This window comes from Clostridium sp. AF28-12, assembly GCF_003435225.1.
GTDB lineage: Bacteria > Bacillota > Clostridia > Lachnospirales > Lachnospiraceae > Pilosibacter > Pilosibacter fragilis.
In genome coordinates this window covers 224,372-242,283 of sequence record NZ_QWGJ01000002.1, presented here as the reverse complement: position 1 = coordinate 242,283, position 17,912 = coordinate 224,372, and the positions used below count along the sequence as shown (strand labels likewise).

Sequence of the window (17,912 nt, the reverse complement as noted above, 5' to 3'; positions counted from 1 at the left end):
TTCATTAAAAAGCGTTTCTGATATATGTGATCTCTTCCCCATCGATCCCCGCTGCATCAAACCGGCACGGAGTCTCCTCCGGAAATTGATGGGAAAACAGATAATACACCGCTGCATTCCGGATCCGCATGGCCTTCCTGTGGTCGATGGCTTCCAGTGAAAAACCAGCCGAGCCGCTGGCGCGGAATTTCACCTCGATAAACACGAAATATTTTCCATCCTTCGCGATAATATCGATCTCGCCCTGCTTGCAGCGGTAATTCCTCTCCAGGATCATAAATCCGTTCTGTTTTAAAAAGGCAGCGATCTTTTCTTCATAGATGCTGCCTGTTGCCCGATTATTCTTTGTCACGCTCATCCCCCGATTTATGACAATGCAGTCATACAGCTCATCTCCTGCAGCCGCATAAACATTTTTATTCTCTCTTTACACCTGATCCTCGAGCCTGCCAATTTATACGAATTTGGTAATAAACGTCCGTCTGTGGATCGGTGTCGGACCAAACTCCTTGAGCGCCGTGATATGCGCCGGAGTTCCGTATCCTTTATGCTTCGCGAAACCATACTCCGGATAATCTTTATCGTACTCCTCCATCATATGGTCCCTGGTCACCTTTGCGAGGATGCTGGCTGCCGCGATAGAAACGCTCTTCGCGTCGCCCTTGATGATCGGCACCTGGGGAATCGCAACGCCCGGGATCGTCACCGCGTCGTTTAAGAGGACCTGCGGCACCGGATCGAGCTTCGAGATGGCCTGTCGCATCGCCTCGTAGGTTGCCTGCAAGATGTTGATCTCATCAATCCGCTCCGGACCCACGATCCCCACCGACCAGGCAATGGCTTTCTCCTTGATCTCCAGGAATAGTTCCTCCCGTCGGCTCTCAGAGAGCTTCTTTGAGTCATTCAGATAAAGGATCTGGCAATCCTTCGGCAGAATCGCCGCACCGGCTGCTACAGGACCCGCAAGAGGTCCACGGCCTGCCTCATCGATTCCACAGATGAATGCGCAGTCCTCATACTGTCTCTCGAATTCCCGCATAAGAGAGAGACGTTCCAGTTCCTTCTCAAGTTTTTCTCCCGTCAGCACCCGTCTTGCCATATTCTGCCCAGCTCCTTATCCTCACATAATTTCTCTGCCTGCATGCGCAGCTTCTCCCCTTTCATTTCATCAAAACAGTCATCATCTGAATATTTCCGGGAAATATCTGCACACCTCTGCATTTTCAGAGTTTTATATTATTCCGCTTCTTCCTTCTTTTCCGGCATCTCCAGCGTAATCCTTCCAAGCTTTCCACCCCGGAATTCATCGAGCAGCAGTCTCGCAGCCTTCGTGAGATCATTCACCCCGCCTTTCGTCAGGCATGCGCGGGCTGCCGCGATCTCATCGAGAAGCTCATACGGCTTCTTTCCGTCCTCCTCGATTCCATAGCGCTCTTTTAAGAGTCCCGGAGTGATATTCCTAAGATAGTCCGCAAGCTCGGATGCCAGCTCATCTTTTTCCAGGATCTCGTCGTTGATGGAACCTAAAAATGCCAGTAAAAGTCCCACTCTCTGGTCCTCAAATTTCGGCCATAAGATCCCTGGGGTGTCAAGAAGCTCCACCTGCTTGTTTAAGCGGATCCACTGGTTTCCTTTTGTGACGCCAGGCTTATTTCCGGTCTTCGCAGCCGCCTTTCCGGCAAAGCTGTTGATGAAGGTGGATTTTCCCACGTTCGGGATCCCCACCACCATGGCGCGCACCGGGCGGTTTAAGATTCCGCGTCTTCTGTCGCGCTCGATCTTCTCCTTACATGCCTCCTGGATCAGGGCATTCAATTGCTTTAAGGTTGCCTTCGCCCTCGCGTCGATCTTCATGACCTGGAAACCCTGACTCTCAAAGTAAGTGATCCACACCGCGTTTGCCTTCTCAGAAGCGAGATCTGCCTTGTTTAAAAGGATCACACGGCCTTTTCCAGCTGCGAGACTGTCAATATCCGGGTTGCGGCTGGCTAACGGCGCGCGCGCGTCCACGAGCTCGATCACGAGGTCTACAAGCTTCACGTCCTCTTTCATGGCGCGTTTCGCCTTTGTCATATGGCCTGGATACCACTGTATATTCATAGTAATTGTCTCCGTCCTTTCCTGCTACCGGACGAAACCAAGTCTGGAAAATGGCTGAAACCGCAGCCAGACGCGTCCGATGAGATTTTCCCGTTTTATATTTCCAATGCCGGAAAACCGGCTGTCTTCACTTGATTCCCGGTTGTCTCCCAGGAGAAAATATTCATCCTCCCCAAGCTCCACCGGATATTCGGCTGCCCCGGCGATCGTGGCCTCACCAAGACCGTCCTGCGCCTTTAAGAGTTCCCCATTGATATAGATGGACCCGTTTTTGATCTGGACCGTTTCCCCCGGAAGTCCGATGATCCGCTTGATTCCAGGCTGCTGCCCTTCCCGCTCAAACACAACGACATCAAGCCGGTTCGGTTTCCCGATATCGTAGGACAGGCGGTTCATCAATACCACATCTCCGGATTCCAGCACGGGCTTCATGGAACTTCCATTCATCTCAATCCTGCTTCCAAAACAAAACACAAGATAACACGCAAGGGCAACCATGACTGCGCAGTCGACCGCCCATTCCGTAAGCCGGTGAAGTCTGTTCGATTCCTTTTCCTCAAAAAATTCCATGGCGAGACCCCCTCTCTGAAAGGCAATTGTTCCGTGACTAAGTCACTCCCACAATTGCCGCCAAAATTCGTAATCCGGGCTATCGCCCTGCTTACTTATATCGGCTTGGCTGTCAAATGTCTGCCCATCCTTGCGCGCAAGTACGCAGTCTGGTCATCCGCTTAACAACACTTTCATATAAAAAGAATGTGCCTTGGCACATTCTCGCGCCTCGCGCGGTTGCTTGCGACAATCTACATCTTCGCGCGAGTGCGCATCCTTGGCACGTTAGTGCCTTTTAATGTAACAGGGAATTCCTCGGAATTTCCTGTTACATTAAAAACAAAGGGACAATTTTCATTGCCCCTTTGATCTACTGACTCTCTGTACAGTTATGAATTATTTTACTAATTCTTTAACCTTTGCTGCCTTACCTACTCTTGTTCTTAAGTAGTAAAGTTTCGCACGACGAACTTTACCTCTTCTAACAACCTCAACGTTCTCAACAGACGGGGAATGAAGCGGCCATGTTTTCTCAACGCCGATACCGTTGGAGTTCTTTCTTACTGTGAAAGTCTCTCTAACGCCGCCGTTCTGTCTCTTGATAACTGTACCCTCGAAAACCTGGATTCTCTCACGGTTTCCCTCTTTGATCTTAGCGGATACTCTTACAGTGTCACCTACGTTGAAGCTCGGTACAGACTCTTTTAACTGTGCAGCTTCGATATTCTTGATAATGTCGTTCATTGATATGAACCTCCTTAAAGTATTCGATGTTCTTACCCGCATCATCTTTTCCTGCGGCAGCGGACCATCTCTTATGATTTAAGCCTCCGTATCGACAGGATTTCCCCGTCTTTCGGATACCACAGTTTTGTATTTTACCATACCGTCAGCCAAAATGCAAGCGGTTTTCTCAAAAATCGCACAATATTTGTTACAGTTCAGCCATGCGCTGGTTTGAATGAGAAAGTGTGTTGCAAGCTTGCTTGCATAAGCACTTTTTCATCCAAATCAGCATATGGGGGAGCCACCAAGCTTCTTGTTTTCATGAATATGAAAACAAGAAGATGTAATGGCTGAACTGTAACCAATATTTGTGGAGCGAAAGTCTCATTTTTCCAGCTGCTGCACGGATCAGGCGGTCTCTTCCCCGTCATGTTCCGCCGATGCTTTCTCTTTATTTTTGACCTTCTGGGCGTTCTCCAATTCCTGCTGTCTCAACAGTTCGTCGAGAAACTTCTGCTCCTTCTTCGACAGGACCGCATCCTCAAGAAGCTCCGGCCGGTTCTTTAACGTTCGGATAATGGACTGTTCCCTGCGCCACTTCTCCACATTCGCGTGGTGGCCGGAAAGCAGGATATCCGGCACCTTTTTGCCCATGAATACTTCCGGACGGGTATACTGGGGATACTCCAGAAGATTATCATGGAACGTCTCAAACTCCGCAGATACGTTATTGTTCAGCACTCCCGGCACAAGTCTTGAGATGCAGTCGATCATCATCATCGCCGGCAGTTCACCGCCCGTAAGGACATAATCTCCTGCGGAGAGATAATCTGTAGCGATCATCTCGAGGACACGCTCATCCACGCCTTCATAATGGCCGCAGAGGAACACCAGATCTTCCTCCTTCGCAAGATCTTCCGCGATGCTCTGGTTGAAGGTCTGACCCTGCGGTGTCATATAGATCACACGTGGTTTCTTTCCGATCTTCTCCACAAGAGCCGCGTAAGCGCGGTAAATTGGCTCTGCCTGCATGACCATCCCGGCTCCTCCTCCGTATGGATAATCATCCACCTTGCCGTGGCGCTCCAGCGTATAATCACGGATGTTCACTGCCTCAAATGATACGATTCCCTTTGCAGCCGCGCGGCCGAGAATACTCGTCTCCAGACCGTTCATGATCATTTCCGGGAACAGGGTAAGTACATGAAAGTTCATCGCAGCCTCCCTACAGATCGAGAAGTCCCGGGAGAACATGAACAAGCATTTCTTCCTTGTCGAGATCCACGTCCAGGATGCAGTCGCGGATCGCCGGGAGAAGAAGCTCTTTTCCCTCCGGTGTCTTCACGCAGTACACATCATTCGCTCCGGTCTCCATGACATCCGTCAAAGTTCCAAGTGTCTCTCCCTCGTCTGTGACAACGTTAAGTCCGATGAGGTCTGTGATAAAGAACTCATCCTCCTCCAGCGGGATCGCCTGATCTCTTGTAATAAGAAGATCCTTCTGACGCCAGCCTTCCACCTCGTTCATGGTGTCCACGCCATCAAATTTCAGGATGACCATATTTTTGAAGAATTTCACCTGACGAATCTTTAACTCCCGTGTCTCTCCTCTTCCGAGATCCAGAATCACTTTATCTAATTTTTTAAAGCGCATCACATCATCTGTGGTCGGATAGACCTTCACCTCGCCGCGCACGCCGTGCGGGGAGGTAATGACGCCTACGCGAAGATATTTTTCCATATTGTCTCCTTAATGACAGAAAGGGGACTGCAGCCGGGAAAAATCCTGTCCACAGTCCCTCACGATTACTGAATTTCAACAATCACTTTCTTATCCATCTTGGAAGAAGCTGCCTTCACAACGGAGCGGATGGCTTTCGCGATCCTTCCCTGCTTTCCGATCACCTTTCCCATATCGGTCGGGGCAACCTTAAGCTCAATGACGATCTCTTCTTCTTTTTCAGATTCCGTAACAACGACTTCATCTGGATTATCAACCAGCGCTTTGGCGATAACTTCTACCAATTCCTTCATTGAATCCACCTCGATTACTGGATACCGGCTGCCTTTAAGAGCTTAGCAACAGTCTCAGTCGGCTGAGCGCCTGTTCCTAACCACTTCTTAGCTGCTTCCTCGTCGAATTTGATGGTGCTCGGCTCTGTGTTCGGATCGTAGTATCCAACCTCTTCGATGAAGCGACCGTCTCTCGGGGAACGGGAATCTGCAACGATAATTCTATAGAAAGGAGCCTTCTTCTGACCCATTCTTCTTAATCTCATCTTAACTGCCATGACAATTTCACCTCCTTGGTTTTTTCGTTTATCAGCCATGCGAGAATCGCATTTGCCTTCTTATCATAAATTGCGGTATTTAGAAAGGTAATTTCATCTTTCCAAGCATCCCGCCCAGTCCGCCAAGCCCTTTCCGCTTGCCGCCTCCCATCATTCCGGGAAGCTGCTTCATAAGCTTTTTCGACTGTTCAAACTGTTTGACGATCCGGTTCACCTCGGCAATATCTACGCCGGCTCCCTTTGCAATCCTCTGTTTTCTCGACGGATTTAAGAGGGACGGATTCGCCCGCTCCCCCTTCGTCATAGAGAGAATGATCGCCTCCACTTTATCCATGGATCTCTCGTCTATTTCAACATTTCCCTTCATCTGAGACATTCCCGGCATCATGTTTAAGATGCTGTTCATGCCGCCCATTTTTTTGATCTGGCGCATCTGATCCAGGAAATCGTTAAAATCAAATTCTGCTTTGCGAAGTTTCTGGCTCATTTCTTTTGCCTTCTCTTCGCTCACCTCAAACTCGGCTTTCTCAATCAGGGAAAGGATATCACCCATTCCAAGGATTCTCGAAGCCATACGGTCCGGATAAAACTGTTCCAGATCGGAGAGCTTCTCGCCCATACCGACGTAGAGGATCGGTTTTCCCGTCACGGCACGGATCGATAACGCCGCACCGCCTCGTGTATCACCGTCAAGCTTTGTTAAGATTACGCCGTCGACGCCGATCTTATCATTGAAGCTTCCGGCTACATTTACTGCATCCTGACCGGTCATCGCGTCGACAACGAGGATCGTCTGGTCGACTTCAACGGCTTCCTTGATATTGACGAGCTCATCCATCATGGACTCGTCGATCTGAAGACGTCCTGCCGTATCGAGGAATACGAGATTCATGCCTTCTTTTCTGGCATGTTCCACAGCGGCTTTCGCGATATTCACCGGATTCTGGTTATCACCCATCGTGAAGACCGGAACTCCGACTTTCTCACCGTTTACCTGTAACTGTTTGATCGCAGCAGGACGGTAAACGTCGCAGGCCGCAAGGAGCGGCTTTCTGCCCTTCGCCTTAAACTTTCCGGCAAGCTTTGCCGTAGTCGTTGTCTTACCTGCACCCTGAAGTCCGATCATCATGATCACGGTGATCTCATTCTGGGGCTTTAAGGCAATCTCTGTGGTCTCGGAACCCATAAGCTTTACGAGCTCCTCATTTACGATTTTTATTACCATCTGTCCCGGAGTCAGGCTCTCTAAGACATCCTGTCCGATCGCACGCTCCTGTACAGAACTGATAAACTGTTTAACAACTTTAAAACTTACATCGGCTTCCAGGAGAGCCATCTTGACTTCCTTCAGGGCAGCTTTTACATCTGCCTCTGTCAGTCTTCCTTTGCCTCTTAAGTTTTTAAAGACATTCTGTAATTTATCGGCTAAACTTTCAAATGCCATGAAAACTCTCCCTCTGACTTACAGCTTCCCGATCTCTTCGGAAATCGCTTCGATCCTGTCGATCAGGGATCGGTCGCCGTCCTTTTTATATTGGCCAGCCAGTTCCTTAATCTCTTCTACCATTTTCTTTGTCTGGTTGAATTTCTCGACAAGCTTCAGTTTTTCCTCGTATCCGGAAAGAATCTTGTCACAGCGCTTCACCAAGTCATGCACGCCCTGTCTGCTGATTCCCTGTTCTTCGGCGATCTCGCTGAGGGACATGTCATTAAATACCACATCTTCATATACACGCCGCTGGTGCTCCGTTAAGAGCTCTCCATAGAAATCATACAGAAGACCCTGTGCTACAATTTTTTCCATATCAGGTCACCTTCGATATCATACTATAAACGGAGATGGTTGTCAAGTGTTTTTGCTTGACGTTTTATTTATTTTTAATTTTTCTTTTCAGACACCTGGCAATATATGTCCTCTGATCTGGAAATATCCCGTTAAACCGGGCTTTTCATTTTTCCATAAAACATAAACACCCGCCGTCAGGCAGGTGTTTATGTACTCTTATATAGGAAGGAGCGATTATTTTATAAAGCTACCAGTACCATATCTTTTGCAGATTCCGGAAGTTCTTCACCATCCATGGATACGCTTAATACAAAGTTTACATGGTATTTTGCACTGATCTGATCCAGTTCTGCGAGAGTTGCAGTGATATCTTCTCCCTCAAGACCAGCGAGCTTCAAGAAGCTGTCGAGATACATAGCCTCGAGGTCGTGATCCTGGGAAATAATTCCGCAGATGAAACCGATAAAGCCTTCAGCCGTACTTACAGAGAACTCCGCTACGTTGATTAAGCGGATCTTATTGTTAAGCTCGTACATATGTTTCGAGCTCTTATCAAGGTAAACGATTGAACCTTTTGCCTCTTTCACAGCTGTGTTAGCCATATCAAGTAAATATTTAGTTTTTCCTTTTCCCTTCCGTCCTGCGATGATCTGAACCATAATGCACTCCTCCTTGGATTTTATATATTTTGTATAAAAAATCTCTTGTTTGTAAATTTATTATAGACTATTTGCTGAAAATTTGCAACCATTATTTCTAAATTTCGAAATAATTTCATACAAAAGCAGAATGTACTTCCAACACCTGCAGAATCTGCCGCCGACAGTTCTTTACGGATGCCGGGAGCAAAAAACAGGACACGAAAGCCTCCGAATCCCCCGAAAACTTTCATATCCTGTTCATTCACGCTTTTTTCTTCCTGTTTTCCGCTATCGGTCGATCTTCTCAATGATCGTCGACATATCCGAATAGAGGGCATCGCGGCTGTCCGCGTGCATTACAACGGATGCGTACTCTTTTCCGTCCGCGTCCCTCTCCCCCATGATCAGGCAGTAGCCCGCCGCCTGGGTGGTTCCGGTCTTTCCGCCGAATACGGAGAGGCCCTCCGGCATCTCTTTCTTTCCGAGCATATAGTAGTTGCTGACACTCCAGGATGCGGTCTTGTCCGATCCGTCCGCCCCTTTATAGGTCCCCGTGTATGTCTTCGTCCCGATAATATCCCGGAACTTCTCATACTTTAACGCCTCATGGAACATCAAATAGAGATCATAGGCGGTCATATAGTGATCCGCATTCGTCAGACCGTTGGCATTCGCAAAATGCGTCCCTGTTGCACCGATCTGTACAGCCTCTTCATTCATCATCTTCACAAAGCCCTCGATGGATCCGCCCATGTGGACCGCGATAGCATTCGCCGCGTCGTTTCCAGATGGGATCAGAAGGCCGTAAAGAAGCTGCTCCAGTGTCAGCTTGTCTCCGGGAACGACTCCCGCCATGGAGGAACCGATCTCCGTGATCACCGACTCCTGGGGAACCGTCACCACATCATCAAGATTCCCATATTTTAAAGCAATAAGTGCCGTCATGACCTTTGTCGTGCTGGCAGGGTTTCTCCGTTCAAAGACATCCTGTGCGAAAACAGCATTTCCGCCGTCTAACGGAAACACTCCGGCAGACTCCGCTGTGAGCGTCTCATCCATGCTCGTTTCATCTGTCACTACCGCCAGATCTGCCGCAAATCCATCCGCCGTCCTTCCGCTTCCGGAGGCGGCAAACGTCCCGATCCTCTGATCCAGGGCGTAGGAGCTTCCTGCACCTGCGGACTTCGCGCAGCCAGACGCGCCAAGAACCAGGCAGAGTCCCACGATTCCCGGGATCCATCTTATCTTCTTTCCCATTACTTATACATCTCGCGCCATTCCAGATCGCCGCGGTCCAAGGCCTTGATCAGAAGTTCCGCCGTAGCGAGGTTTGTCGCTAACGGGACATTGTGGATATCGCAGAGTCTCACAGCCTTGTTGACATCCGGCTCATGGGACTTCGGGGACAGCGGATCTCTTAAGAAAATCACGAGATCCATATCGTTGTTCTCGATCTGTGCTCCCATCTGCTGCTCTCCGCCAAGATGCCCCGGCAGAAATTTATGGATATTTAAGTTTGTGACTTCCTCGATGAGTTTGCCGGTGGTTCCGGTCGCATAGAGGTTATGTTTACTTAAGATTCCCTTGTACGCAATACAGAAGTTCTGCATCAGTTTCTTTTTGGAATCATGAGCGATCAGTCCAACATTCATAACAATACCTCCTAGAATTCTAGTTTATTTTGCTGCAGTCCGACGTTTAAGAGAACGCCGATGCCGATATAAAGACTTACCAGAGAACTTACACCATAACTGATAAACGGAAGCGGAAGCCCGGTGTTCGGGAAAATTCCGGTGGCAACCGCAATGTTTGTAAATGCCTGGAATCCAACGAGAGCAGCTATTCCCGTACAGAGAAGCTTTCCAGTCAGGTCTCTCGTTCTCCCTGCCATTCGCAGGCATTCAAATACAAAGAGAAGATACAGGACCAGCACAAGCATGCAGCCCACAAAGCCCATCTCCTCGCCGATCACGGCGAAAATAAAATCGGTGTGTTCCTCCGATAAGAAATTTCCGTTCTTTACGGAAATGGCCGTTTCATTGAGCAGGCCCTTTCCATACAGCATTCCCGATCCGATGGCCATCTTTGAGTTATCCTGCTGGACATTCAGGTCCGCGTATTTTCCAGGATTGACGAAGGCAAGGATTCGGTTTACCTGGTATCCTGTCAGAAACGGCACAGCGCCCCGCTCGGCGAGAAATACCGTGAGGGCCAGCCCCGGGATCACGACGGCGGCAGCGCCGACGATCCATTTGTAGCTGAGTCCCGCGACAAAGATCAGGCATACGATGATAAACATGATAACGATACTCGTGGACAGATCCGGCTGCTTCATAATTAGAAGCAGCGGAACAGCAGCAAACGCTCCGACGATGATCAACGTGCGGAGATTATTGATCTTCTCCTGATTTCGCTGCAGAAACCAGGAGAAGAAAATGATCAGACCGATCTTAACAAATTCCGACGGCTGGAAACGTCCGATAACAGGAAGCGTGATCCAGCGTCTCGCACCGGTTCCGGCTCCTCCGAACTGTCCCGCAACGATGATCGCGAGAAGGATCACCACACATCCAAGGTAGATCACGCCGGTGCAGCGCATCAGTTTGTGGTAATCTGTCAGAGCCAGGAAGAGCATGATCACCAGTCCGCCGAAAAGGCCGATCAACTGGCGGTTGATATAGCTTCTGTCTCCGTTTACCGCGCTGTTGATCACGAGAAGCCCGATGGCGTTTAATGCCAGGGCATAGAACAGCAGGCGGAAATTGAAGTTTTTAAAATTGTATTCTGAAAACATGTATTAAAATGTCCCCTTAACTAGCAGTTCACGAACCGGGATGCTGGCGTACAGGACAGGGAGCTTCTCTCCCACCCTTTTGTGGTCCATATGGATCACCTTGACCTCCAGCTGCTCCGGATCGATCATCATATATCTTGATATGACTTTTATCATGTCGTTTTTTAACATCTCGAGGATCTCCGGCGTACATCCGGCCCGGTCTGCGATCAGCAGAAATTCAAGCCGTTTTTTTGCTATGTTTCCGGAATTTCTTCCTGTCAGGATATGGAATAGCCTCTTCTTCATTTATGCCCGTTTTAAGAGACCGCTAAACATATGGAAGAATCCTTTATTTTTCTCAAGCCCCATAAGCGGCACCTCCTGACCAAGTATCCGCTTACAGATATTAAGATAAGCCTGTCCGGCAAAGGAATTCATTCCCACCAGAGGTTCCCCCTGGTTCGTGGAGATCACGATCTCCTCATCGTCCGGGATCGCGCCGAGGATTGGGATTCCGAGAATATCCGTCACGTCCTCCATTGACATCATATCCCCGCGCCGGACCATATCCATCCGGATCCGGTTTACGATGAGATCCATCTTTGAGATCTCCTCTGCTTCCAGAAGACCGATGATCCGGTCAGCGTCACGAATTGCTGACACCTCGGGAGTCGTCACCACAAAGGCACGGTCCGCTCCGGCGATGGCATTCTTAAATCCCTGCTCGATTCCGGCAGGACAGTCTAACAGTACATAATCAAACTCTTCTCTCAGGTCATCCACCAGCTTTCGCATCTGGCCGGGAGTCACGGAAGACTTGTCCCTGGTCTGGGCGGACGGAAGTAAAAACAGGTTTGGATATCTTTTGTCTTTTATCAGTGCCTGCTTCAGACGGCAGTTTCCCTCCACGACGTCCACAAGGTTGTAGACGATGCGGTTCTCCAGTCCCATCACCACGTCGAGGTTTCTCAGACCGATATCTGTATCGATCAGAATTACTTTTTCCCCAAGCATGGCAAGTCCTGTACCGACATTCGCTGAGGTCGTCGTCTTGCCAACACCCCCTTTTCCGGATGTAACAACAATGACTTCACTCATAAGAATATCCTCCTGTATTCAGTTGTAATGTACCGCAGCGGTTCTATTATCTGAGAATGGCGCTGCCTGGACATAAATCCACAAAATATATTTTACATGAAAAAAGCAAAAAATTCCAGTAAAAAATAGAGTTTATAAAAAATTTACAGTTAAAGGTTGTCAAGCAACTAAACGGACTGCGTACCTGCACGCAAGGACGGTTAGGCATTTGGCTTAAATAAAATTCAGTGCGCTCAGAAAGCTCTTCTTGATCGGCTCCTCTACAACTTTCCCGTTTTCAGACAGGATCATCATCGGCCCCCGTCCCAGGTGACGTCCGTTCCCGGCTTTTTTCAGGGAAAGCCCGGCGATCCGCACAGACATCGGTGCCATCTCGAAGGCGACGATCACCGCGTCCTCATTCCCGCAGACACCTGCGTAAGCCGCTCCGCGGAGCGCCCCTAAGACGACGATATTTCCTTTCGCGCTGACCTTCGCTCCCTTTTCCACGTCACCGATCACGACGATACTGGCTTCCGATTCCAGTTCATCCCCGTCCCGGAGATTTCCCTTGTAAAACTGTCCCGTGAGGGACGACAGCTCCATCAACCTCTCGTTCAGCGCTTTCTCACACTTCTTTGTCCTGTTTCCGTCCGTGTCGAGAAGACACAGCACCTCGATATCAGAATTATCCGTGATAGTCTGAACGACGCGGTACTCCTCCTCCGGTGTCAGATCCCGTCCTTCCAGTGTCAGTGTCATCTGGGCAGCTCCCCAGAATTTCGCCGTCGCCTTGAATTTCTTTGCGATTGCCTGAAGAACCTCATCAAAATCCAGGTCTTTCTCCAGATAGACCGTCATTCCCGCTTTATTTCCCTTGATTACGACAGCATCTTTCATCTTGAAATCCCCCTTTATGTAACTTCGGCAGGTAAACCAGACCGCCGGTCCGTCAACGCCTTACAGCCCGGCAGATTCGCCGGGCTGCAGCTTTTTGTTTGTGCAGTGCGTGGATTAGTCTCCGATCTCTACGTTCGAAGAGTTCAACGCACTGTTATTCAGAATGTAATTCAGGTCTGTATATCCGTAGTAGAAACGATATATATTTTTCGCGGCCGTCGCCGCGTTGGATGACGAATACCCATAGGGAATATTTACCGTCACCGCGATTTCGGGATTCTGGTACGGTGCAAAGGAAACGAAGAACGCATGGTTGATGCGGTGTCCGTTTTTGATCTCCTCGGCGGTACCTGTCTTGCCGGCGATATCCACCTCAAGATCGCTGAAGATCTTTCTCGCGGAACCGTCGGAGATAACCCGGCGCATACCGGTGTGGACCGCGTTCCATGTGGAATCCTTCACATCGATGACAGAGCGGACCTCCGGAGTGAAATCTTCTAAGAGATTTCCCTGAGAATCTGTCATCTTATCGAGAAGACTCAGTTTGAAGACTGTTCCCTTGTTGGCCACAGCCGTGATATATCTGGAAAGCTGGACGTTAGAGTAAGAGTTCTTACCCTGTCCGATGGAGGACGCCTCCGGCTTCTCCGTTGTCATCTGCGGCTCTCTCTCAGCGATCTCGATTCCAGATGTCTCATCCAGACCGAACAGCGATGCGTATTTCCGGATCTTCTCGATACCGAGCTCCGGTGAATAGTTGCCGTTCTCGTCCATGGAGAGACGGTGTCCCATCTCGGAGAAGAACACGTTGCAGGAGTTCTGGATACCGTGGACCACATCGAGAGGTCCATGCTGTCCCGGATAGATCCAACATCTCAACGCCGGTGAGATCTCCTTATAGATGCCGGTACAGTTCACCGTGTCGTTTAATCCGATGACTCCCTCCTCCAAAGCCGCTACCGCGATGATCGGTTTGAAGGTGGAACCCGGCGCTTTCTGTGCCTGAGTGGCATTGTTGAAGAGTGGCAGGGACTGGTCATTATTTAACTTATTGTAATACTCCGCATCCACAGTTCCGGAGAACTTGTTATTGTCGTAGCTCGGGTATGTCACCAGCGCCCGCACCTCACCGGTGTGGACGTCCGTGATGACCGCGCTGGCAGAACACGGATCCAGAGCCAGCTGGGCCGGTGTGATCTCGATATCGGAGATCTTCTTTCTGATAAACTGGAACGCGTACTCGTCTCCTCCCGCCTCCAGCATCCGGACTTCATTCTCGTCGTATGCCAGGATATTCTGGTCATAGAGGGCGAGGCAGAGTTCCTTTCCGGATACGGTGCCGTTGTTTACGAGATACCGGAAGATCTTCTTTGTGAAGGCCGCATCGTTCTGCAGGTCATCCAGCACATAATCCACGATGGTCCGGTAAATGCTGTCCGCGTCGGAATATCTGGACTCGATCTTTAACTTTGTCGTGTCGATCCAGCTCTCAGCGATTCCATCGTACAGGTAATCCCTGAGGCTGATGGAATCGTCTTTCCATGCCTTGTAGGTGTCGGACTCCTGGTCGATCTTATCCGTCTTGATGATCTGACGTTCGGAAAGCAGCGTGTAGATATACTGCATATAGGCAAACATATCTTCCGGCAGGTCCACCATCTTTCTTGCGGATCCGTCCGTGAGCTCGCTCCTGATCTGAGCCAGGATCTGCTCTCTCGACTGACTGTATTTCGCGTAAATATTTTTCTCTGTCTGGGATGCCTCCGGCGCGGAGAACGCAGAAAGATCCAGAACATTGTTGTTGATCAGCTGATAGTAAACATCCTTCACCGGAATCGGGATATTCGCCGCTTTCTTGTAATCGTTGTCATCCAGGTCACGGTTTACAAGCTTGTCCGTGATGATACCGGCGAGCTGCTGTTCCAGAATATGGTACACACCGATCTGAAGATCACGGTCCAACGTCAGGTAGATGTCATGTCCGGCCTCCGGCTCCGTCCTCTTAACAACCTCCAGGATCCGTCCCATACTGTCCACATACATGGTCTGGGAACCTTTCTTGCCCTGAAGTTCCGTCTCCATGGACGCTTCAATTCCGGTCTTACCCACAAGGTCTGTCAGCTCGTAATCCGGGTTCGTCTCCCGCAGTTTTTCGAGCTCATCATCCCAGACTTTTCCGATATAGCCGATGATCGGCGCAAAATATACACTATCATTGTATACACGGATCGTGGATTCCTCGATTTCTGCACCCTTTAAGTTTCCGGAGTTTTCCAGGATATCCGTCATGGTCTCCTTGCTGACATCGGAGGCGATCGTCGTGGACTCATATTTCCGGTATGCAGTGAGTCCCATCGTGTAGCGGATGTTGATGATCCCGAGAGCTTCCTCGTCGGTGAACTCGATAGGAGCTCCGTTGTCATCCTTCAGCTGGTCAAGACCGTAGTACTCCACCCTGTCGTCAAAGACTTCCCTCGCCGTCACATCGGAAGGATATTTTCCTTCCGCGTCATCCAGCTCGTCCGTCTTTTTTAATCCGTAGTAATCGCTCAGGAAACGTCTTCTTGCCGTCTCACTGGTTGTCGTGAAGATCATCTCGCCGGAGGAATCATATCCAATGGAAAAATCACCTTCCACGCTCTCGCCATGGCGGTTCAAAATCCGGACAAGCTCTAAAAGCATCCGGTTTCTGTCATTGGATCTCTTGTAATCTCCGTTATCCTGAAGCGTCACATTGTACGACAGTTTATTATATGCAAGAACATTCCCGTTTCTGTCATAAATATTTCCACGGGTACCGGTAAGACTGATCTTTTTCTCCGTCTTTGCCATATAGTTTTCCTGGAACTGCTCTCCCTCAATGATCTGCAGCTTGAACAGGCGCATGCCCAGGATCGCATAAAGGCCCACAAATACCACCGACAGGATCACAAGTCTTGACGACAGCAGCTTTTTCAAAAACTCTTTCAGGATCTCAGAAAAATCGTTAAACAATCGTTGTGTCTCTCCTTTTTTCCATCTCTTCCAGTTTGCGGCTGATATACAGGAACAGCCGGTACAGGATCAGTGTTGTCACAACGGTGAAGATCGTCTCCGGCAGGATAATATTGATAAAATAATAACCGAAATGTAATCTTCCCCGCACCAGGAAGCCGAATACATAAAGATAGAAATTATAAAATACTTCGTTCAGCGCCGAAAGCACCAGCGGCAGCGTAATATAGTCCTCATAATAGTATTTTGTACAGATTCCGTTTACATAGCCCATCCAGATAAAGACAAGCGTATGGAACCCCAAAGGACCTCCGGATGACAGATCCATCAAAAGTCCTACGATCAGACCGTAGCCCATCCCCCATGCGCTTCCCCTGATAAATCCAAAGGAGAACACCAGGATCACCATGAGGTTTGGGTATACCGCCAGGAACGGCAGCAGCGGGAAAATACATGTCTGCACGATAAATGCCAGGATCACCAGCAGAAAACTCGCGATGATCCGCTTCATATTGCTATTCATTGATCTCCGGCCCCGCATCCTTTAAGTCTGTGATCACCAGGACCTCCTGAAGTCTGTCGAATCTCGCGGCAGGGATCAGGTATCCCGATTTCGTCAGGTTGTCGTTGTAATCCACCGTGATGTCCGTCGCATACCCCACGAGGATCCCCGGCAGGAACTTTCCGCTGATATTAGAGGTGACGATCATGTCGCCGTCCTTGATATCATCGTCCTTTTCCATGTAAGAAAGCTTTAAGCGGCCCTCTTTAAAGAGCTGCAGATCACCTGCCACGATGCAGGAGTCCCCGGACTGCTGTGCCATGGCACTCACACGGCTGGAATCATCAATGATGGAGCGGACCGTGGCGTAGTTCGCGCCCACGTCTGTGACGATGCCAACAAGACCGCCGCCTGCGATGACATTCATGTCCTCCTTGATTCCGTCATCAGACCCTTTGTCGATGCGAAATACGGAAAACCAGGAGCTGGAGTCCTTTGCGATGATCCGGGCACCGATCTTATGGTACTGCATGTACTCCTGATCCAGTTCGTAGAGGCTTCTTAAACGCTCTAACTCAAACTGTTCGGAGCGGAGTCTCGTGTTCTCCTCCGTCAGTTCATCCACTCTCGTCTTTAAGGTCTCATTCTCCGCCAGTGCCGTCTTAAGCTTTCCGACACTGCTCAGTTCATTGTAGAGGCCGCCGCCAACCCGGTTCACGCCGGACTGGATCGGCACCAGCACATAGCCCACCGCGGTTCTCAGCGGGTTTAAGATGCTTCCCTTGATGGTCGTGATTCCGATCATGCAGACGCAGAGAAGCGACAGTCCAAATAGAAAATATTTCGTATTGTTTTTCATGTTTCAAAAATTCCCCGTTCTCTAAGGCTCACATAGGAATTATCTCCGATAATGATATGGTCTAAAAGCGGGATTCCCATGAGTTTCCCTGCTTCCCGGACCCGTTCTGTGAAGAGGCAGTCTTCCCGGCTGGGTGCCGGGTCCCCGCTGGGATGGTTGTGGAGCAGGATGATCCCGCAGGCCCTGAAGCGCAGCGCCTCGATATAGATCTCCCGCGGTGTCGCGCAGGATGCGTTCACCGTTCCCCTGGAGACTGTAATGTCCCTCAACAGAATATTTTTCGTGTTCAGGAGCAGAAGCTTTAAGTTCTCCTGCTCTAAATGGCGCATTTCCTCCATATAAAAAGCCGCCACTTTCGACGGTGCGTCAAAGACGATGGTCTTCTCCGATGCCGCCGCCTTCCAGATTCTGGCGGAGAGTTCTCCGATACAGGCAAGCTGGATCGCCTTCACCTCACCGACACCGCGGATCTCCTTATAGTCTTCCACTGTTCCATGGAGAAGTCCTGCGAGTCCCGGCGGATTTCCGGCATTTAAGATTTCCTCCGCCATGTCCCGCACCGGGATATTTTTCGTCCCGGAGCGCAGGATCACGGAGAGAAGCTCCGCGTCCGAGAGGGATACCGGACCTTTCTCCAGCACCTTCTCATAGGGGCGTTCTGAGATCGGAAGCCCCTTCATTGTCTTTCCATTTTTCTTTTCCATACTG

The 17,912-nt window shown here is 49.7% G+C and carries 23 protein-coding genes; all 23 read right to left on the bottom strand.

The window, feature by feature from the left end; translation table 11 throughout:
• Nucleotides 1-4: 4 nt before the first annotated feature.
• Entirely contained in the window at nucleotides 5-352 is a 348-nt protein-coding gene (locus tag DWY93_RS03305; RefSeq protein WP_345941750.1) for a YraN family protein, read from the bottom strand.
• 102 nt (nucleotides 353-454) lie between these two features.
• The gene (locus DWY93_RS03300; RefSeq protein WP_117469556.1) at nucleotides 455-1,099 is read right to left on the bottom strand and encodes a ribonuclease HII; all 645 of its coding nucleotides are present in this window, start codon (nucleotides 1,097-1,099) and stop codon (nucleotides 455-457) included.
• A gap of 137 nt (nucleotides 1,100-1,236) precedes the next feature.
• Nucleotides 1,237-2,100, bottom strand: coding sequence for a ribosome biogenesis GTPase YlqF (gene ylqF / locus DWY93_RS03295; protein WP_117469555.1), 864 nt, complete (start codon nucleotides 2,098-2,100; stop codon nucleotides 1,237-1,239).
• A 24-nt stretch (nucleotides 2,101-2,124) separates the two neighbouring features.
• Nucleotides 2,125-2,670 (bottom strand): signal peptidase I, encoded by a 546-nt coding sequence (gene lepB, locus DWY93_RS03290; RefSeq protein WP_015554341.1) that lies wholly within the window; start codon nucleotides 2,668-2,670, stop codon nucleotides 2,125-2,127.
• A gap of 378 nt (nucleotides 2,671-3,048) precedes the next feature.
• On the bottom strand, nucleotides 3,049-3,396 hold the full coding sequence (gene rplS, locus DWY93_RS03285) for a 50S ribosomal protein L19 (protein WP_015554340.1): 348 nt from the start codon (nucleotides 3,394-3,396) through the stop codon (nucleotides 3,049-3,051).
• 390 nt (nucleotides 3,397-3,786) lie between these two features.
• Nucleotides 3,787-4,593, bottom strand: a complete 807-nt coding sequence (gene trmD, locus DWY93_RS03280; RefSeq protein ID WP_117471778.1) for a tRNA (guanosine(37)-N1)-methyltransferase TrmD — start codon at nucleotides 4,591-4,593, stop codon at nucleotides 3,787-3,789.
• A gap of 10 nt (nucleotides 4,594-4,603) precedes the next feature.
• Nucleotides 4,604-5,119 carry a ribosome maturation factor RimM gene (gene rimM, locus DWY93_RS03275; RefSeq protein WP_015554338.1) on the bottom strand — a complete coding sequence of 172 codons (516 nt, stop codon included), beginning with the start codon at nucleotides 5,117-5,119 and terminating at the stop codon, nucleotides 4,604-4,606.
• Between the two features lie 65 nt (nucleotides 5,120-5,184).
• Nucleotides 5,185-5,412: a KH domain-containing protein gene (locus DWY93_RS03270; protein ID WP_015554337.1), complete on the bottom strand. Its 228-nt coding sequence runs from the start codon at nucleotides 5,410-5,412 to the stop codon at nucleotides 5,185-5,187.
• A gap of 14 nt (nucleotides 5,413-5,426) precedes the next feature.
• Entirely contained in the window at nucleotides 5,427-5,669 is a 243-nt protein-coding gene (gene rpsP / locus DWY93_RS03265; RefSeq protein WP_015554336.1) for a 30S ribosomal protein S16, read from the bottom strand.
• A gap of 79 nt (nucleotides 5,670-5,748) precedes the next feature.
• Nucleotides 5,749-7,113: a signal recognition particle protein gene (gene ffh / locus DWY93_RS03260; protein WP_117469553.1), complete on the bottom strand. Its 1,365-nt coding sequence runs from the start codon at nucleotides 7,111-7,113 to the stop codon at nucleotides 5,749-5,751.
• An 18-nt stretch (nucleotides 7,114-7,131) separates the two neighbouring features.
• Nucleotides 7,132-7,473: a YlxM family DNA-binding protein gene (gene ylxM / locus DWY93_RS03255; protein ID WP_015554334.1), complete on the bottom strand. Its 342-nt coding sequence runs from the start codon at nucleotides 7,471-7,473 to the stop codon at nucleotides 7,132-7,134.
• A 221-nt stretch (nucleotides 7,474-7,694) separates the two neighbouring features.
• Nucleotides 7,695-8,114 (bottom strand): hypothetical protein, encoded by a 420-nt coding sequence (locus DWY93_RS03250; RefSeq protein ID WP_015554333.1) that lies wholly within the window; start codon nucleotides 8,112-8,114, stop codon nucleotides 7,695-7,697.
• Between the two features lie 20 nt (nucleotides 8,115-8,134).
• Entirely contained in the window at nucleotides 8,135-8,362 is a 228-nt protein-coding gene (locus DWY93_RS03245) for a hypothetical protein (RefSeq protein WP_117469552.1), read from the bottom strand.
• 22 nt (nucleotides 8,363-8,384) lie between these two features.
• Complete coding sequence (locus DWY93_RS03240; RefSeq protein ID WP_117471777.1) at nucleotides 8,385-9,353, bottom strand: serine hydrolase; 969 nt, start codon at nucleotides 9,351-9,353, stop codon at nucleotides 8,385-8,387.
• Entirely contained in the window at nucleotides 9,353-9,748 is a 396-nt protein-coding gene (locus DWY93_RS03235; protein WP_021904367.1) for a methylglyoxal synthase, read from the bottom strand. The genes DWY93_RS03240 and DWY93_RS03235 overlap by 1 nt, the downstream gene beginning before the upstream one ends.
• Nucleotides 9,749-9,759: 11 nt before the next feature.
• Nucleotides 9,760-10,890, bottom strand: coding sequence for an FtsW/RodA/SpoVE family cell cycle protein (locus DWY93_RS03230; protein WP_015554330.1), 1,131 nt, complete (start codon nucleotides 10,888-10,890; stop codon nucleotides 9,760-9,762).
• 3 nt (nucleotides 10,891-10,893) lie between these two features.
• A complete protein-coding gene (gene minE, locus DWY93_RS03225) occupies nucleotides 10,894-11,178 on the bottom strand; it encodes a cell division topological specificity factor MinE (protein ID WP_015554329.1) in 285 nt (94 codons plus the stop codon).
• Nucleotides 11,179-11,970, bottom strand: coding sequence for a septum site-determining protein MinD (minD, locus tag DWY93_RS03220; RefSeq protein WP_015554328.1), 792 nt, complete (start codon nucleotides 11,968-11,970; stop codon nucleotides 11,179-11,181).
• Between the two features lie 213 nt (nucleotides 11,971-12,183).
• Nucleotides 12,184-12,849: a septum site-determining protein MinC gene (locus DWY93_RS03215; protein ID WP_117469548.1), complete on the bottom strand. Its 666-nt coding sequence runs from the start codon at nucleotides 12,847-12,849 to the stop codon at nucleotides 12,184-12,186.
• Nucleotides 12,850-12,963: 114 nt separating this feature from the next.
• Nucleotides 12,964-15,843: a penicillin-binding transpeptidase domain-containing protein gene (locus DWY93_RS03210; protein WP_117471776.1), complete on the bottom strand. Its 2,880-nt coding sequence runs from the start codon at nucleotides 15,841-15,843 to the stop codon at nucleotides 12,964-12,966.
• Nucleotides 15,836-16,366 (bottom strand): rod shape-determining protein MreD, encoded by a 531-nt coding sequence (mreD, locus tag DWY93_RS03205; protein ID WP_347465623.1) that lies wholly within the window; start codon nucleotides 16,364-16,366, stop codon nucleotides 15,836-15,838. Before mreD ends, DWY93_RS03210 begins: the two co-directional genes overlap by 8 nt.
• A complete protein-coding gene (gene mreC / locus DWY93_RS03200) occupies nucleotides 16,359-17,204 on the bottom strand; it encodes a rod shape-determining protein MreC (protein ID WP_021904362.1) in 846 nt (281 codons plus the stop codon). The genes mreD and mreC overlap by 8 nt, the downstream gene beginning before the upstream one ends.
• Nucleotides 17,201-17,908 carry a DNA repair protein RadC gene (gene radC, locus DWY93_RS03195; RefSeq protein ID WP_117471775.1) on the bottom strand — a complete coding sequence of 236 codons (708 nt, stop codon included), beginning with the start codon at nucleotides 17,906-17,908 and terminating at the stop codon, nucleotides 17,201-17,203. Before radC ends, mreC begins: the two co-directional genes overlap by 4 nt.
• Nucleotides 17,909-17,912: the final 4 nt, after the last annotated feature.

Coding starts and splice junctions, on each gene's coding strand:
- ffh (WP_117469553.1), bottom strand. CDS start 7,113: ATGGCATTTGAAAGTTTAGCCGATAAATTACAGAATGTCTTTAAAAAC.
- ylxM (WP_015554334.1), bottom strand. CDS start 7,473: ATGGAAAAAATTGTAGCACAGGGTCTTCTGTATGATTTCTATGGAGAG.
- DWY93_RS03250 (WP_015554333.1), bottom strand. CDS start 8,114: ATGGTTCAGATCATCGCAGGACGGAAGGGAAAAGGAAAAACTAAATAT.
- rpsP (WP_015554336.1), bottom strand. CDS start 5,669: ATGGCAGTTAAGATGAGATTAAGAAGAATGGGTCAGAAGAAGGCTCCT.
- mreD (WP_347465623.1), bottom strand. CDS start 16,366: ATGAATAGCAATATGAAGCGGATCATCGCGAGTTTTCTGCTGGTGATC.
- DWY93_RS03215 (WP_117469548.1), bottom strand. CDS start 12,849: ATGAAAGATGCTGTCGTAATCAAGGGAAATAAAGCGGGAATGACGGTC.
- DWY93_RS03240 (WP_117471777.1), bottom strand. CDS start 9,353: ATGGGAAAGAAGATAAGATGGATCCCGGGAATCGTGGGACTCTGCCTG.
- radC (WP_117471775.1), bottom strand. CDS start 17,908: ATGGAAAAGAAAAATGGAAAGACAATGAAGGGGCTTCCGATCTCAGAA.
- minD (WP_015554328.1), bottom strand. CDS start 11,970: ATGAGTGAAGTCATTGTTGTTACATCCGGAAAAGGGGGTGTTGGCAAG.
- lepB (WP_015554341.1), bottom strand. CDS start 2,670: ATGGAATTTTTTGAGGAAAAGGAATCGAACAGACTTCACCGGCTTACG.
- DWY93_RS03230 (WP_015554330.1), bottom strand. CDS start 10,890: ATGTTTTCAGAATACAATTTTAAAAACTTCAATTTCCGCCTGCTGTTC.
- trmD (WP_117471778.1), bottom strand. CDS start 4,593: ATGAACTTTCATGTACTTACCCTGTTCCCGGAAATGATCATGAACGGT.
- DWY93_RS03235 (WP_021904367.1), bottom strand. CDS start 9,748: ATGAATGTTGGACTGATCGCTCATGATTCCAAAAAGAAACTGATGCAG.
- mreC (WP_021904362.1), bottom strand. CDS start 17,204: ATGAAAAACAATACGAAATATTTTCTATTTGGACTGTCGCTTCTCTGC.
- ylqF (WP_117469555.1), bottom strand. CDS start 2,100: ATGAATATACAGTGGTATCCAGGCCATATGACAAAGGCGAAACGCGCC.
- DWY93_RS03300 (WP_117469556.1), bottom strand. CDS start 1,099: ATGGCAAGACGGGTGCTGACGGGAGAAAAACTTGAGAAGGAACTGGAA.
- rimM (WP_015554338.1), bottom strand. CDS start 5,119: ATGGAAAAATATCTTCGCGTAGGCGTCATTACCTCCCCGCACGGCGTG.
- DWY93_RS03270 (WP_015554337.1), bottom strand. CDS start 5,412: ATGAAGGAATTGGTAGAAGTTATCGCCAAAGCGCTGGTTGATAATCCA.
- rplS (WP_015554340.1), bottom strand. CDS start 3,396: ATGAACGACATTATCAAGAATATCGAAGCTGCACAGTTAAAAGAGTCT.
- minE (WP_015554329.1), bottom strand. CDS start 11,178: ATGAAGAAGAGGCTATTCCATATCCTGACAGGAAGAAATTCCGGAAAC.